The 15305-nt window shown below is 38.9% G+C and carries 11 protein-coding genes; 6 read left to right on the plus strand and 5 right to left on the minus strand.

Annotated features, from left to right (window positions below; genetic code table 11):
- Positions 1 to 32 precede the first annotated feature (32 nt).
- The 3 genes from dnaK to Arg41_RS03395 all read left to right on the plus strand — a co-directional run bounded on the left by dnaK (position 33) and on the right by Arg41_RS03395 (position 6185).
- Positions 33 to 1988 (plus strand): molecular chaperone DnaK, encoded by a 1956-nt coding sequence (dnaK, locus tag Arg41_RS03385; RefSeq protein WP_092342951.1) that lies wholly within the window; start codon positions 33 to 35, stop codon positions 1986 to 1988.
- Positions 1989 to 2062: 74 nt separating this feature from the next.
- Positions 2063 to 3187 carry a molecular chaperone DnaJ gene (gene dnaJ, locus Arg41_RS03390; RefSeq protein WP_092342952.1) on the plus strand — a complete coding sequence of 375 codons (1125 nt, stop codon included), beginning with the start codon at positions 2063 to 2065 and terminating at the stop codon, positions 3185 to 3187.
- A gap of 106 nt (positions 3188 to 3293) precedes the next feature.
- Positions 3294 to 6185 (plus strand): hypothetical protein, encoded by a 2892-nt coding sequence (locus Arg41_RS03395; protein WP_092342953.1) that lies wholly within the window; start codon positions 3294 to 3296, stop codon positions 6183 to 6185.
- Positions 6186 to 6227: 42 nt separating this feature from the next.
- Here the strand turns inward: Arg41_RS03395 and Arg41_RS03400 are convergent, their stop codons facing one another.
- On the minus strand, positions 6228 to 7043 hold the full coding sequence (locus tag Arg41_RS03400; protein WP_092342954.1) for a UDP-2,3-diacylglucosamine diphosphatase: 816 nt from the start codon (positions 7041 to 7043) through the stop codon (positions 6228 to 6230).
- Between the two features lie 282 nt (positions 7044 to 7325).
- Here Arg41_RS03400 and cysS point away from each other — a divergent pair, with 282 nt between their 5' ends.
- From cysS to bktB, 3 genes are read left to right on the plus strand one after another with little or no spacing between them, the layout of a single operon-like run.
- Positions 7326 to 8705: a cysteine--tRNA ligase gene (gene cysS / locus Arg41_RS03405; protein WP_092342955.1), complete on the plus strand. Its 1380-nt coding sequence runs from the start codon at positions 7326 to 7328 to the stop codon at positions 8703 to 8705.
- A complete protein-coding gene (locus Arg41_RS03410; RefSeq protein WP_092342956.1) occupies positions 8702 to 9607 on the plus strand; it encodes an RsmB/NOP family class I SAM-dependent RNA methyltransferase in 906 nt (301 codons plus the stop codon). The genes cysS and Arg41_RS03410 overlap by 4 nt, the downstream gene beginning before the upstream one ends.
- Before the next feature lie 15 nt (positions 9608 to 9622).
- A complete protein-coding gene (gene bktB / locus Arg41_RS03415; RefSeq protein ID WP_242641389.1) occupies positions 9623 to 10807 on the plus strand; it encodes a beta-ketothiolase BktB in 1185 nt (394 codons plus the stop codon).
- On the opposite strand, the gene Arg41_RS03420 is transcribed toward bktB, so the two are convergent.
- Genes Arg41_RS03420 through Arg41_RS03435 form a run of 4 tightly spaced genes read right to left on the minus strand, consistent with a single transcriptional unit; the run spans position 10788 to position 15284 of the window.
- Positions 10788 to 12245 (minus strand): O-antigen ligase family protein, encoded by a 1458-nt coding sequence (locus tag Arg41_RS03420; protein WP_242641390.1) that lies wholly within the window; start codon positions 12243 to 12245, stop codon positions 10788 to 10790. The two genes, bktB and Arg41_RS03420, sit on opposite strands and share 20 nt — an antisense overlap.
- A 40-nt stretch (positions 12246 to 12285) precedes the next feature.
- Positions 12286 to 13053, minus strand: a complete 768-nt coding sequence (rsmA, locus tag Arg41_RS03425) for a 16S rRNA (adenine(1518)-N(6)/adenine(1519)-N(6))-dimethyltransferase RsmA (protein WP_092342958.1) — start codon at positions 13051 to 13053, stop codon at positions 12286 to 12288.
- Positions 13040 to 14029 (minus strand): 4-hydroxythreonine-4-phosphate dehydrogenase PdxA, encoded by a 990-nt coding sequence (pdxA, locus tag Arg41_RS03430; RefSeq protein WP_092342959.1) that lies wholly within the window; start codon positions 14027 to 14029, stop codon positions 13040 to 13042. Before pdxA ends, rsmA begins: the two co-directional genes overlap by 14 nt.
- Positions 14022 to 15284, minus strand: a complete 1263-nt coding sequence (locus tag Arg41_RS03435; RefSeq protein ID WP_172792662.1) for a peptidylprolyl isomerase — start codon at positions 15282 to 15284, stop codon at positions 14022 to 14024. Before Arg41_RS03435 ends, pdxA begins: the two co-directional genes overlap by 8 nt.
- Positions 15285 to 15305 lie beyond the last annotated feature (21 nt).

The raw sequence follows: 15305 nt of genomic DNA on the forward strand, positions 1-15305 counted from the left end.
ATTGTAGAGTCTATCGTTTATAGGTGCGGATTATGTCGAAATCAAACAAAATTATTGGTATTGACCTTGGAACAACTAACTCCTGTGTTGCGGTTATGGAGGGAGGCAAGGTTAAGGTGATTGAGAATGCAGAGGGTTCTCGTACAACCCCATCTGTTATTTCATATATGCCGGATGGAGAAATTTTAGTTGGTGTTCCTGCTAAACGCCAATCAGTTACTAATCCTAAGAATACCATTTTTGCAGCGAAGCGTTTAATAGGTAGAAGATTTCAGGATAACGAGGTTCAGCGCGATATTGAGTTGATGCCTTATCGTATTGTTGCTGCTGATAATGGAGATGCTTGGGTTGCTGTCGGTGATAAAAATTTTGCTCCTCCTCAGATTTCTGCTGAGGTGTTGAGGAAAATGAAAAAGGCAGCTGAAGATTATTTGGGTGAGGAAGTTTCGGAGGCTGTTATTACGGTTCCGGCCTACTTTAATGATGCTCAACGTCAAGCAACTAAGGATTCTGGTCGTATTGCGGGGTTGAATGTTAAGCGAATCATTAATGAGCCTACTGCCGCCGCTTTGGCGTTCGGTTTGGACAAGAAGGATTCTGCTCGTTCCGGTGATCGTAGAATTGCTGTTTACGACTTGGGTGGTGGTACTTTTGACGTTTCCATTATCGATATTGCAGAAGTGGAAGGTGAATATCAGTTTGAAGTTCTTTCCACCAATGGTGATACTTTTCTTGGTGGGGAAGACTTTGATCAGCGTTTGATTGATCATTTGGTGGAAGAATTTAAGAAAGATCAAGCTGTTGATTTGAAAAAAGATGTTATGGCATTGCAAAGATTAAAAGAAGCTGCAGAAAAAGCTAAGATAGAGCTTTCTTCTTCCCAGCAGACAGAGATTAATTTGCCATACATAACTATGGATAGTACTGGGCCGAAACATATGGCTATCAAGATTACTAGAGCTAAACTTGAGGCTCTTGTTTCTGAATTGATTGAAAGAACTGTTGAGCCATGCCGTGTGGCACTGAAGGATGCTAATTTGTCTGTTGGTGATATTTCAGATGTAATTTTGGTCGGTGGTCAGACCAGGATGCCTAAGGTTCAAGAGGTAGTTAAAGAATTTTTTAAATCTGAACCACGGCGCGATGTTAATCCTGATGAAGCGGTTGCTGTTGGTGCCGCCATTCAGGGTGCAGTTTTGCGTGGAGATATTAGGGATGTTTTGCTCTTAGATGTAACCCCACTTTCTCTTGGCATAGAGACAATGGGTGGCGTTATGACTAAATTAATAATGAAAAATACGACAATTCCTACGCGTGCATCACAGGTTTTTTCTACGGCAGATGATAATCAGCCTGCTGTTACCATTAAGGTTCTTCAGGGTGAGCGTGATATGGCATCTTCGAATAAGTTGTTGGGTGAATTTAATTTGGAAGGAATTCCTCCTTCGCCGCGTGGTGTTCCTCAAATTGAGGTTACTTTGGATGTGGATGCTAATGGTATCTTGAATGTTTCTGCCAAAGATAAAGTTACGGGTAAAGAGAATAAGATTACTATTCAAGCTAATTCTGGGTTGTCTGATGAAGAAGTTGATCGCATGATCAAAGATGCAGAGGCTAATGCTGATGAAGATAAGCGTTTGCTAGATTTGGTTAAGGCTCGTAATGGTTTGGATGGACTTGTTCACACGGTTAAGAAATCATTGTCTGAGTATGGGGATAAGGTTTCAGAAGAAGAAAGGAAAAATATTGAATCCGAATTGAAGAAGTCTGAAGAGCTTTCTAAATCCGGCACTGTGGAAGCTATTAATGCTCAGATTGAAGTTCTTAGTAAGGCAGCTCAGAAATTGGGTGAGATGGTTTATGCAGAACAAAAGGCTAATGCGGCTGGGGCAACATCTTCTGATGCATCGGATACTAAGGATGAGGGTGATAATGTTGTTGATGCACAGTTCAGTGAGGTGGATCCTTCAGCCAAGGATAAAGAATAGTTTTTTAAATGTCGTCAATAAATTTGGAAGTGCGATTGGAGTCGCATGTCTTTTTACGCAGTTGATTGGGTATCATGACGAAAAGAGATTACTATGAGGTTTTGGATGTCCCTCGAAATGCATCTGAAGCGGAAATTAAAAAGGCCTATCGCCGTTTGGCAATGAAGTATCACCCAGATCGTAATCCGGATGATAAGACTGTTGAGGAGCGCTTTAAAGAGTTGAAAGAAGCTTATGAGGTTCTTTCTGACTCTAGTAAGAGAGCGGCCTATGATCAATTTGGTCATGCAGGTGTGGGTGCTGGGCCTGGTGGGTCTCAGTTTGCTAATGCTGGCGGTGGATTCGATTCTTTTGCCGATGCTTTTGGTGATATTTTCGGAGATATTTTTGGTTCGCGCGGGGGTGGTGATCGAGCCCCTCGTGGTTCGGATTTGCAATACAGTATGACGATTACCTTGGAAGAGTCTGCTCGCGGTGTGAAAAAAGAGGTAGTTTTGCCCATAACTAGCAAGTGTGATACTTGTAGCGGAAGCGGGGCAGCGCCAGGAAGTGATAAAAAAACATGTCAGCATTGTATGGGTTCTGGTCAGATTCGTATGTCTCAGGGCTTCTTTACTGTCCAGCAGACTTGTCCCCACTGTCATGGGGATGGGTTTTTTATCTCTAACCCTTGCCGTTCTTGTCATGGTCAGGGCCGGGTTCGTAAGAAAAAAACAATTTCTATCGATATACCGGCAGGTATCAATCATAAGGATCAAATTCGTCTATCAGGACAAGGTGAGGCAGGTCCCCATGGTTCTTCTCCTGGTGATTTGTATGTGAAGGTTAATTTAGCCCCTCACCAGATTTTTAAGCGCGATGGTGATGATTTGCACTGTGAAATGCCGATAACTATTGCGGTAGCTGCCTTGGGTGGTGAAATTGAAATACCAATCCTGGGTGGATCGGCCATGCTTAAAATTCCATCAGAGACTCAGTCTGGTCAGGTTTTTCGTCTTCGATCAAAAGGAATTAAGGGGGTAAATAGCTTGGTTCCAGGGGATTTGCATTGCCATGTGTATATTGAGACACCAGTTGATTTAACCGATCGGCAGAAAGAATTGTTGAGAGAATTCGATGAGATTAGTACTAAGGATTCCAAGAGACACATGCCCAAGTCTACTTCCTGGTTTAGCAAGGTGAAAGATTTTTTTTCCTGATTGAGTAATTTGTCAATTCCTTCCCATAGACATGACTAACTTCAAGAACGATTAGTTTTAAGTCACAATTATCTCCTCTGCTTCGCTCTTATGACGGGGTTTCTCTATGGGATCCACCAAGCTCTTTGGTGTTCGTCAGGTTGTTAATATGGATTTTGGCGACTCACCACTGGGGGAATTAGGGGATAGAACTGCTCGTAGCGGTGATGTCTCCATTCCAAGTGAGTTTGACACCAGTTACTTCTTGAGTATTGCTTCTTCAAAAAATATTCTTAGTGATCGTGTGAGTTTTATCCGCGAATTGTCTAAGTTTTTTTCTCAGTTCAGTTCGGTGCTGGGGAATTTGTTTGGCGCATGTTTTCCAGATGATGCGGGTGATTATAGCGATGAATTAATACTCCACTATTTGACTAATGCACGTGGTATCTTCTCTCCGTTTAAGGTGGAGGGTGTTTCAAGTGCCGAGGTAATTTCTCAAAGATGCTTTGTTCATTGGAGGAAGCTTTCTCTCCGTGATCTGCTTCTGGTAGGTGCAGGATTGTACCGAGTCAAGTTGAAACTATTTGAATGGCAACTTAAGCAAGACAATTTGCCACTAATGGTATTTTATAGGCACATCTTTAATTCGTGGATAGATTTTTTTTACCAGTTTTACAGTTTTATTGAAGAAAGTAAGTCAAAAAATGATGAATGGGAAGCTTTGTTAGGGAAATTACCCATTTCTTCTTTAGTGATATTATTGGACGCTACAAACCGATTTTCTGGTAAAAATGATGAAAAATCGAAGTTTTTTAGTAATGTTCACCGGTTTTTATTGCTATCATCTATAGAAATAGTAAAAAATTCTACCTCTTCTTTAGGTATTGAGTATCAAAAAATAACAGATGTGGCCAGCCTACACGATTTAATTATTCGCACAGATTCTAAAGTTCGTCATGTTTGTGATGATCTGATTCCAGACAAAATTACTCATGACACTGTAGTTGCAATAGTGTTCTTTGATATTTTTATTTCTCTTCCCGAAGATTCAGCGATAAAGGAACATTTTTTGGAGGTAATACCTGTATCTGCTTTGGGGAAAATGCTTTTTTTAGCAAATCATAATGCGTATTATTCTTTATCCGATCGTGATCTCATCTTAGAAAATTTGGTAGCCACTATTTTCTCAGGGATATATCCAAAGTTTCTATTTTATTGTGATAAGGAATTTTGGGTATCACTCTCAAAACAGCTGAAATCTTTTGATTTTAAGTGCTTTATATCCGATAGAAAAGATAATTTTACTGCAGGTATTATTGATAGCTGTGACAAAGGATTTTCCAGCATTATTAATGCAGATACTTTGACAATTGATAGTTATTTCTTTACCAAACTATCGGCAGTTTATTATTATAATAATATAATATCAATGATTTATGGTAAAGATTTTCCTGATAGCATTAGAAAAAAGAAAGAACAGTTGTTGTACCATATAGACACTCTCTCAGCAGAAATGAAGTTCTACCAATCAGTTGGGGTTTCAGACTTACGAGTCATGGGGTTGATGTGTAATGATATAGGCGCTGATTTTTTGCTAAGAGCTTTGGATAGGGAAATAAAATATCGTAATGATTTAATAAATGATCATATATTTCATAGAAGGGCTTGCGAATTATTTGATAAGTTTCTGTCACTACTAATTTTTCATTTTGACAGGGATAAAGTTAACAAACTAGATACTGAAATGATATTGAAAGACTTTGATAATATTTTTGTTAATACAATGGGCACCAATTCGCCGCACGAGTTCATAAAAAAAATTTTTTTCCTTCTGTTTTTGGAACGATTGGATGACAAAATAAGGCAAGATGTTATTAGTGGGTCTGATCTAGATGTGTTAAATTGGAAGAGAAGTTTCCGTGGTGTTAAGTACTTGCCTAATGGTTTAGATGGATTTTTCAGTATAATGATTGTACTGTGTGGTGATCTGATTAATTACGACAAGATAAATGAGGAGACACTATCATTTTGGAATTATTTTAATAATCGTGTTTTGTCAATTTCAGTAAGAATAAGTGCAAATACAGAAATTTTGTTTAATGATAGTTATAAAAAAATTAGCAAGTATTTGTCGGTGTTAAATCTAATCTTTAATGGAAATGCTGATGATGAATCTTTTAAAGAATGCATGGATACAGTTAAATCATGCTGTCAGGTAATAGATGAAGTTGAGAAGTATTCATTTAGAACTGGTAATGCCTTACCAGATTTTATTTGTGACGAGATTAATAAATTGCGCTCAGGTAGTTTTGTTGTTAATCCAGAATTTTTTTCAAACATGCCACTTAATATCCTAGTAGAACTGATTATTGATTCTAAAAAGTATAGTATTAGCTTTATTTTAGAACAATCACTAGGAGAGATTTACCGGCGTCAAAGGGTATTGTTTGATGAATCTAATAGTACTATAGGTAATGCAATTAGATTCTTGTCTCAGAATAGAGTTCTAGAGTTTGTTAAGTTATCAGTTATGGTTATGGATATATTGAAAAGATCGTACTCTTTCTATAGCTTAGTTTCTAAAATAATCTCGTCAGATACCAACATAGGATTTAAAGAGTTTGTGACTAAGTTTGTTTCTGATAATTTTCATAAAAAAGATGACGTTCATATGAAAAATGCAGCTGTAGTTTTTTATGGTGAAGATTTTTATGATATTAGATCTTTGGTAAGAAAAGTGTATCTTGATACTAAGGAGGAAAAAAGGGGTAGTCCTTCTATGCAAAAAATTTATTTCGTGTTTTTTGTATTTTGGAAGACAATTGACGACCTTATGGTTGATCAAGGGTTTGTCCAGGAAACTGATATGAGTGAAATGAAATTCTTCTACGATGATGTTAAATTTGACCATGTCTATCTTTTTAGCAATTGTTTTGATTTTGATCTAAGGAAACACTGTAGAAACTTTTTTGATATGCATCGCAGAGAGTTAGAGCGTAAAAAAAGGGATATTTGTTAACGGTAATTAACTAGCTCCTACCTGATTGTTTGAACATCCATACTACACCGCAGCTTCGTTGATCTCAGTATTTTTGTCAGAAAAATTGAAGCCATAACATTCTTTCTCTGATACTATTAGCACCCCTGCGTTTGATGCCCCACCTACCCTGTCCCAATTTTGTAAAACCCAGCGTCTTACAACTCTGCCTTCGAGAATGTGGTTGTGTATGCCCGGTTTGTTGGTGTATCCGTGAATGATTCTTTGTGCCTTGGTCTCAGATAGAATCTCAAATATCGTATTTTGGTTAACATCAAGATACTCTTCCGGTTTTCTCCTTATTGCATTGTCATGATGAGTTCTGAGTTGCTTATTAATGGCACGCCGAATCATACTTGGTTGGCTTAAAAACTCACGCTTCCAGCTAGATTGGCGAATACGATTGCGAAATATTTGGTACTCTATGTCATCGGTGCATAGTGAATCGCCATGGGTTATCAGAGTTTTTACTCCATATAAATCAATACATTGTGGATCAGACAACAGTGTGGCACCTACAGCGTTGCAAAATTCCTTGCCAAGCAAAAAGTCGTGATTACCAACCATTATATTTACAGAGATATTACGCGATGAAATCATTGCCAGCATGTGTGCAACTTTTGCTGGCCAGGAGTTTCTCAAGTCATCGTCTCCGATCCACATGTTGAATAAATTTCCAAGGATAAATATCTTCTCCGCGTTTTTTGGTAGATCAGAGTTCATGAAACGCATGAAGAGCTTCCAAATCTCAGGTCGAGATTCACAGAGATTGATGTCGGACAAAAAAATACTATACGACTTGTTTTGCAGATATTTATTTATCGACTGTTCTGATTGCATAATTGCTGTATTCTTTGTGATAGTACAACGTGGTTTGTGAAATTTTATTTCTTTTCCTATGAGTATTATTTGTACATACTCATAGGACTTATCAGATATTAAGAGCAATAAATAATTGCAGCAAAATATTCAAATATTTCTTACTTTAAGTGTAAGATAATTAGCATAAATTAGTTTTATAGGCAACTGAAATTTGAATAATTAACCCGTATTTTTAACATTGTTAACCTGGTAGAATATGTTGTTTAACAATCAACAAGCCAACTTTTATGAGGCTGATGGATGCATAGAGGTCTGCATATTTACAACACTCTATCTCGTTGTGTGGAGGCCTTTTACCCACAACGAGAAAATAGTGTTGAGCTTTATGTTTGTGGTATGACTGTTTACGATTACTGCCATTTGGGTCATGCACGTGTGTTCATGGTCTTTGATATGGTTGTGCGTTGGTTGCGTCATTTATCGTACGATGTTTATTTTATTCGTAACATTACCGATATAGACGATAAAATTATAACTCGTGCTAGTGAACGTGGTTGTTCGGTAGAGGAATTGACATCTATTTTTATAGATGCAATGCATAATGATTGTGAAGGTCTGGGTATAATTCCACCTTCTGTTGAACCACAGGCTACCCTTTTTGTTCCTGTTATGGTAAAGATGATTGGCGATCTCTTTGAAAAGGGAGCTGCTTATGTTACACCGGCTGGTGATGTGTGTTTTTCTGTTGCTTCTTTTCCAGAGTATGGGTGCTTGTCAGGTCATACGATAGAACAGCTTCGTTCAGGTCATCGCGTTGAAGCAGACAAGTATAAAAAAGATTCGTGCGACTTTGTGTTGTGGAAAAGGGCTAAGCCAGGTGAGCCATCATGGGATTCACCTTGGGGTCCAGGTAGGCCTGGTTGGCATATAGAGTGTTCTGCTATGAGTTCACACTACCTTGGTGATACATTCGATATTCATGGAGGTGGGGCAGATCTTCAGTTTCCTCATCATGAGAACGAGATTGCCCAGTCTCGTACCGCATCTTCCGGTGGTTTTGCTCGTTATTGGATGCATAATGGTTTTATACGTGTTTCTCAGCAGAAAATGTCAAAGTCTCTGGGTAATTTCTATACTATTCGTGATCTCCTTGAAAAATATGAGGCCGAGGTTATCAGGTTCTTTTTGCTGAGGTCTCACTACAGAAGCTCAATTGACTACAATGATTCATCTTTGTTGGAGGCTAGGGAAGCCTTGTCCAGACTGTATCGGGCACTTCATTCTTGTCCGCCTGACAATCAAGGATTTCTGGATGAACATAATAATTATGTCAAGCTTTTTGTTGCTGCTATGAATAATGATTTTTCTACTCCGGAGGCTTTTTCAGTATTGTTTGAATTGGCTAATGAGGTTAATCGTTCCTCCAGTTGTGAGCTATCTTGGGTACTGAAGTGTTTGGGTCAAACTTTGGGTTTGCTTAATCATGATCCTGAGGAATTTTTGGGGTACCTATCTTCAAAAAATGATGATCTTGTTGTCGAAGATCTCATAGAAAAACGTTCAATTGCTAGATCAAACAAAGATTGGGTTGAGGCAGATCGTATTCGCAATGAATTACTCTCCCTGGGGGTTATCTTGGAGGATAGTTCCTCTAAGACGGTTTGGCGTCGACTAAAATGACGGAGAAGTGTTCCTTTTGGAATCAACTTTCTTTGGTTTTTCCTGAATGTTATGAGTCTGTCCGCCAAACTTTTATTGATGATAAAAGGGTTTGTTTTCGTCTTAACACCATTAAATCATTATCCTGGGATGAGGTTTGTTTGCCACAGGGGATTGAATATAGACCCGTTCCAGGTTGTCCTGATACTTTATCCGTGTCATCTGATAATCGTGCTCTTATAACTCATTCAGATGCTGCAGTGACCGGAAAAATATATGTGCAAAATCCTAGTAGTATTTTATTGGCACGGGCGTTGCCGTTACAAGAAAGCGATCGAGTGCTTGATTTAGCAGCTGCACCAGGAGGTAAAACTAGTATTCTTGCAATTGCTAAATCTGAGCTTTGGGCAGTGGATTGTAGCAAATCTAGATTTTTTAGGTTACGCGATAACATGGAGCGGCTGGGAGTTTCTTCCGTAAAATTTTTATGTGCAGACGGGCGTAAGTTGGGAAGAAAATTTTTTCAGTACTTTGATAAAATATTACTTGATGCTCCATGTTCTGGTGATGCCCGTTTTAGAGCATCTACACCTGATTCGGCATGGGTGTCATCTTCTAGGTTGTGCTACTACAAGCAGACAGCTTTGTCAGCTGCAGCATGGCAGATGTTGCGTCCCGGTGGGTTGTTGCTCTACGTTACCTGCGCTCTTTCACCACTTGAGAATGAGGCAGTTGTTTCTCATTTACTGAAAAGAAAAGACGATGCACGTGTTTTGCCTTTGGTGTTGTCAACCGCAGTGCAGCCAGGTTTATCTTCTTGGGGTAAAAATAAAGTCCACGATGACTTGCGGTTTGCTGTGCGTATTGTTCCAACCAATGAGTATGATGGCTTGTTCGCATGTTTGATCAAAAAATTTAGTTGATCCAAAGGGGGGATTGTGTCCGAAAATATTAATGTTTGGATTGTTAGTTGTGTTCGTACAGCAATTGGTTCTTTTGGAGGGTCATTAAAGTCTGTTCCTCCTACCGTTTTAGCTACGGAAGTTATTCGTGAAGCCATTAACCGTGTTCCAGTGGACCCAAGCATTGTTCAGCAAGTTGTAATGGGACATGTAATTTTGACAGAGCCTAAGGATGTATATTTGTCACGTTATGCCGCTATTTCTGCTGGTTTATCCCACAGTTCTACGGCTATTACCCTGAATCGTCTTTGTGGATCAGGATTGCATGCTATTTCTACTGCTGCCTTACATATTCGAGCTAAAGATGTTTCGATCAGCGTTGCTGGTGGTTCAGAATCAATGAGCCGTGGTGGTTTTTTGCTCCCAGCATTGCGTTGGGGGCAGCGGATGGGAAGTACATCGGCAGATGATGTAATGTTGGCAGCATTGCATGATCCGTTTAAGAGTGTTCATATGGGAGTTACAGCTGAGAATTTAGTTAGTCGTTACAATCTTACCCGGGAAGAGCAGGATGAGTATGCCTTGGAAAGTAACCGTAGAGCATCTAATGCGCAGCGTAGCGGTTATTTTGAAGCACAGATTGTTCCCATAAATGTAAAAGAAGGTCGTCAAACTAATGTTTTTAAGGAAGATGAACGTATTAGGCATGATCTTGATATGGATAGTTTATCAAAGTTGAAACCTATTTTTGATAATGAGGGCACAGTTACTGCCGGCAACTCATCAGGTCTAAATGATGGTGCAGCAGCTGTTTTACTCATGTCAGATCAAGCGTTAAAAGATCACAAAATTGATCCTATGTTGAGAATAGTTTCTGTTGCTCATGCAGGTGTTGATCCCGATTATATGGGAATTGGTCCGGTGCAGGCAGTTAAGATTGCTCTTTCTCGTGCAGGCTTATCTCTGAAAGACATTGATGTCATAGAGTCTAATGAAGCATTTGCAGCACAATGTATCTGTGTTGCGCGCGATTTGGATTTTGATTCACAAAAAACAAATCCTAATGGGGGAGCTATTGCTCTTGGGCATCCAGTTGCTGCTACTGGTGCTATGTTACTGGTTAAAATGGCATACGAGCTTAAGCGTATTAATGGGCGTTACGGGTTGTTAACTATGTGTATAGGTGGGGGGCAGGGTATTGCTATGATTGTTGAATCGTGAATTCAGCTACTGACCACATGCGAGGTGATCTAAGCGGATCGCATTCGCTGCGGTGGTTAACGCAGTACGCAGATAATTTTTGGTCTATGTTTTTTGCTTCTGGCCAAATTCCTTGAAGTACTGATGCTGTTGCCGTCAGTATTATTATTATCATTAGTACTTTAGGTACTAGTACAGTGTTTTTATGATATATGGAAGTGCTCAGGTGAATGTTGTTAGCGTAGGCCCATCCCAATGTCAGAAAAAACCAGGTTTGTCCCATAGGGTAGATGAAAGCACCAGATAGCATCGAGTACATCAAGGAAGCTATGACAGCTGCCATGGTGCTTACATGTCGAATTGGAAGAGTTGATTCTCTACGACTTACTTTTATCTCTGTAAATAATGCTTGAAAAATAATCCATATGGTTAGAGCTGCTGCTGGTATGCCCATTTCTGTTGCTATTTGCAGGATGAAGTTGTGGGGATGTCCATTGATTCCATATTTTTTTAGACTGAGTTCCATCGGCCCAATACCAAACCATGGATGTTTCCTGATTAATGTTAGACATATATTCCAAAGATCTAAACGTTGTTCTTTTTGGCCTATTTTCCAAAAATTTTCATTATTTATGCCATTGTGATGATATATGTTTGGTATGATGTGACCCATAAAAACGTATAAAACAAGGCCCAACATTAGTATCGATAGACTTTTTTTGACCCATTTGATAGATTTCTGCCGGTATATTAAGTGAATTATAAAAATTGACAGGACCCAACTTATCATGGCACCTCTTCCATGTGTCATTAGCAGTAGAGCGAGCCATGCACCGGCCAAAATAGTTAGTAAATTTTTGGCTAATTTTTGACGAATTATAGATATAATTAGCGGGAAAAAGCATAGTGTTATTACTTGAACGGAATTCAGAAAGCGGGGGTTAGAATATCCGCTCGTGAGATCAAAAGGTGTTAACTTGCTACTATAATCTTGTGCTAGCCAGTTAATGTATGCTCCCAGTGAATGTTTTATGGTAATAGAGGTGCTGATGACAATTATAGCAGCTATCCACAAAAGTGAGTCACGAGAGTGTAGTGGGAAAAAGTAGTAGGCACTATTGGATAGAATAAGAAGGCAGCTTGTAATCATGCCAATTTCCAGAACGGCTGATCTTGGGTGGGGGGATGAAAGAGCAGATATCGTTGCTAGTACTGACAAAGCTACAATGGGAGTGAATAGATTTTTGGCAATGAATGTGTTCTTGTTTACGTGCTTAAATATGACAAATGGCAGAAAGCTAGCCATGATTATTAGTTGAGCTATTCTTTGAGCATCAACCGAATATTGAGTTAGAAAAAAGTATTTCAGAAAGGGAGCGGCAATGAAAAATGACGAGAGAAAAATTATGGGTATTATTCTGGATATGTAAAAAACAAACAAAAAAATCTGCACGATCATTATTGATCTACAAGACAAATAAATCATAATTATGACATATTTAACGTTTTTTACCAATTTGACAATAAAATGAAGACATGATCTCGTATTCGTTCCTGCTGATTTGTTGCGCCCTTTTATCGGCGTTTATTCCCATTTTGATGAAATCGTCATCAGAAAAAAAAGAAGATAAGCTGTTTCTAATCATCTTCCTGCGCTTAGAAAATGCTCCTTTAATAATTTCGTAACAAGTTTGATTAATTGGAGTAGGCTTAGATTTTGTTATTAATCTTATAAAGCTTGACTTAACCGAAGGTACAGGAGAAAAACATGTGGGCTCAATACTAATAATGTGTTCGGCATCAAAATATGATTGAACAAATAAGGAAAGGCGGGAAAAATTTTTGTCTCCAGGTTTGCTTAATACCCTGTCAGCTACCTCCTTTTGGAGCATGATGTGAACGTCTACTAAGTAATGATGATTATTACAGAATAGCTCTAAAAGCTCTGAAGAAATGTAATACGGAATATTTCCTACAACTCGTTTTTTATCTCTGAATAGCAGTGACCAGTTTGTGGACAATATATTTTGATTGAAAACTACAACCTTAGGGTACGTTTTTCTTAGTAAACTCACACAATCCGGATCAATTTCGATGGCCGTAATGCTTTTCGCCCGATCTACAAGGTGTTTTGTTAGTGCTCCCAGACCTGGACCTATCTCCAAGAAATGGTCCTCTCTTTGTGGACATATAGCGTTTGTAATGGTGATGATTGTTCCTAAATCACAAAGAAAATTTTGTCCCCATTTTTTTTTAGCCCTGAACATAGTTTTTTTTCGATATACAGAATTGTATGGCACGTTGCACAGAAATTTCTAATGATCTGGAGGAAATTCTTCCCTGCCCAGCTTTTTCTATGGCAGTTCCATGATCTACAGATGTGCGAATTATAGGCAAACCAAAGGTTACGTTTGTTCCAGTGAATGCATTGGCCAATTTGAATGGTGCCAATCCCTGATCGTGGTAACTGGCTAATATGACGTCGAACTGTTGACGTTGTTCGTCACAAAAGGCGGTGTCTCCTGACAATGGTCCTAAGCAAATTATTCCATTATCCTGAGCATCAAGAATTGCGGGTGATATTACTTCTATTTCTTCTCGTCCGATATGACCATCCTCTCCTGCATGTGGATTTAGTCCGCATACACCAATTTTTGGTTTTTTTCCTAGGTATAACGAAAAGTCATGATCTATAATCGATAGGGTCCGAGAAACATGTTCAACTGATAGTGAGCGGCTAACGTCTTTTATTGGAATATGTGTTGTCATAAGTGCTACACACCACTTACGGTTGCCGAAAAGAGCCATAACTACCTGTTTAGATTTACATTTTTTTCTTAAATATGAAGTGTGGTCAACAAATGGTAGGTTTGCCTCCATTATGGTGGCTTTGTTTACGGGATTAGTTACCATGGCGTTGAATTCACCATTCTGGCAACCATGAATGGCACGGTCAATGCTTTCAAGCAGAGCCGGTGAGTTTCTGGGATCCAATTTTCCAGGTACCACCGGTTCTGGGTACTTGATCGGCAATATTTCCACCTTTCCAGTTGGGTCTTGGTCTGTATTGTACAGAACCGTTTTTAATTCCAAATGAAGCTGGTGTGCCCGACTTTCAAGTACATACGGATCAGCGATCACGATAAGACGTGTTTCCCTTGGACACGGACGCTGAGCAAGCATCACACAGAGATCAGGGCCAATTCCGGCAGGTTCACCAGCGGTGATTATGATCTTATCCATCTTTTGTAAAATTAGGCATAATTTTTATGTAGCTACCTTTGCGACGAGAAGCCATCCAATTAACAAATTCTTGATCCCCTTGCTGATCCATAATCATCTGCGTTGCTATGATCTGTTGCTTTGTTAAGGGTAGGCCCTCATTCTTGCTGTCAGTAATTTTTAAAATGTACCATTGTCCATTATCAGATATAACTTCGCTTATATGACCTGTGTCGGTGTTGATTGCCGCGTTTCTTATAGCAGACGGCAATTCGTCTACATCTATCCATTTGTCTTTAAAGTTGATGTTATCTTGGTCTGATGAGTACATTTTTACTGCATCAGAAAATGATAATTTTCCAGCAATAATTTTTTTGCGAATATCTTCCAGTTGTGCACCTGTAGCATCATTTAGTTCTATAAGCTGTATTTTTTTTTGAACCCTAGGGGAAAATGGAGAGTTCACCTCACGTTTGTTTTTAATCAAGATAATTTCTATTCCAACTGGTGTTTCTATGGGTGTTGCGATATCACCGACCTTGACATTGATAAGATTTTTTTTGAGCTCAAGCGGGAATGTGCTCAGGTATCTCCATCCCATGTACCCACCACTAGATACATCCGGAGCTTTAGAGAACTGAACCACCAAGCTTTCGAAGGTATGTCCGGAATGGAACAGATTGACTATCTTTTGCGTTAATTCATGGGCTGTTTTTTTCTGATCAGGGGATTTGTCTACCGGAATTAGTATATGTTGTAATTCAATTTGTGGTTCTTTTTCATCTTTGTGTTGAGCAATAAAACTGGCAATTTGATCTGGAGTTATATGAATTACATCTCTAAGGACAGTCTGTTTCAGTTTTGCTAGCAATATTTGCCGCTTGATTTCTTGTTTAAACTCAGATTTTGGAGCTCCAGTGGAAACCCATTGTCTTTCTAGGTTATCAGGGGATGTTTTTCTCTCTCTGGCGGTGTCATTAACGGTATCTTGTATTTCTTTGTCAGTTACAGATAAATTAAGTTCTAGGGCATAATTTATCCCAACTTGCTCATCAATCATGATTTCTAGAGTTCGTTTCCTAATCTCTTCTGCCGATATTCCGTTTGAATTATGCGGTAGCATCTGTCGAACTTGCAAGATTCTCCAATTGAGCTCCTGACTAGTTATGGGATCCTTTTCAACAATAGCTACTATGTGACCTTTGTCAACTAGTTCTTTGTCAGGATAAGAATTGTTAATTTCTGCCCATGAGAATGAGCTAACAATCCACAGCATAAAAAACATAAACCTCATACA

The organism is Candidatus Ichthyocystis hellenicum, from assembly GCF_001460935.1.
In the GTDB taxonomy this organism is placed as follows: domain Bacteria; phylum Pseudomonadota; class Gammaproteobacteria; order Burkholderiales; family 2013Ark19i; genus Ichthyocystis; species Ichthyocystis hellenicum.

Bases quoted from the DNA above. Each gene is read 5' to 3' on its own strand.
- dnaK (WP_092342951.1), top strand. From the start codon at position 33: ATGTCGAAATCAAACAAAATTATTGGTATTGACCTTGGAACAACTAAC.
- dnaJ (WP_092342952.1), top strand. From the start codon at position 2,063: ATGACGAAAAGAGATTACTATGAGGTTTTGGATGTCCCTCGAAATGCA.
- Arg41_RS03395 (WP_092342953.1), top strand. From the start codon at position 3,294: ATGGGATCCACCAAGCTCTTTGGTGTTCGTCAGGTTGTTAATATGGAT.
- Arg41_RS03400 (WP_092342954.1), bottom strand. From the start codon at position 7,043: ATGCAATCAGAACAGTCGATAAATAAATATCTGCAAAACAAGTCGTAT.
- cysS (WP_092342955.1), top strand. From the start codon at position 7,326: ATGCATAGAGGTCTGCATATTTACAACACTCTATCTCGTTGTGTGGAG.
- Arg41_RS03410 (WP_092342956.1), top strand. From the start codon at position 8,702: ATGACGGAGAAGTGTTCCTTTTGGAATCAACTTTCTTTGGTTTTTCCT.
- Arg41_RS03420 (WP_242641390.1), bottom strand. From the start codon at position 12,245: ATGATCGTGCAGATTTTTTTGTTTGTTTTTTACATATCCAGAATAATA.
- rsmA (WP_092342958.1), bottom strand. From the start codon at position 13,053: ATGTTCAGGGCTAAAAAAAAATGGGGACAAAATTTTCTTTGTGATTTA.
- pdxA (WP_092342959.1), bottom strand. From the start codon at position 14,029: ATGGATAAGATCATAATCACCGCTGGTGAACCTGCCGGAATTGGCCCT.
- Arg41_RS03435 (WP_172792662.1), bottom strand. From the start codon at position 15,284: ATGCTGTGGATTGTTAGCTCATTCTCATGGGCAGAAATTAACAATTCT.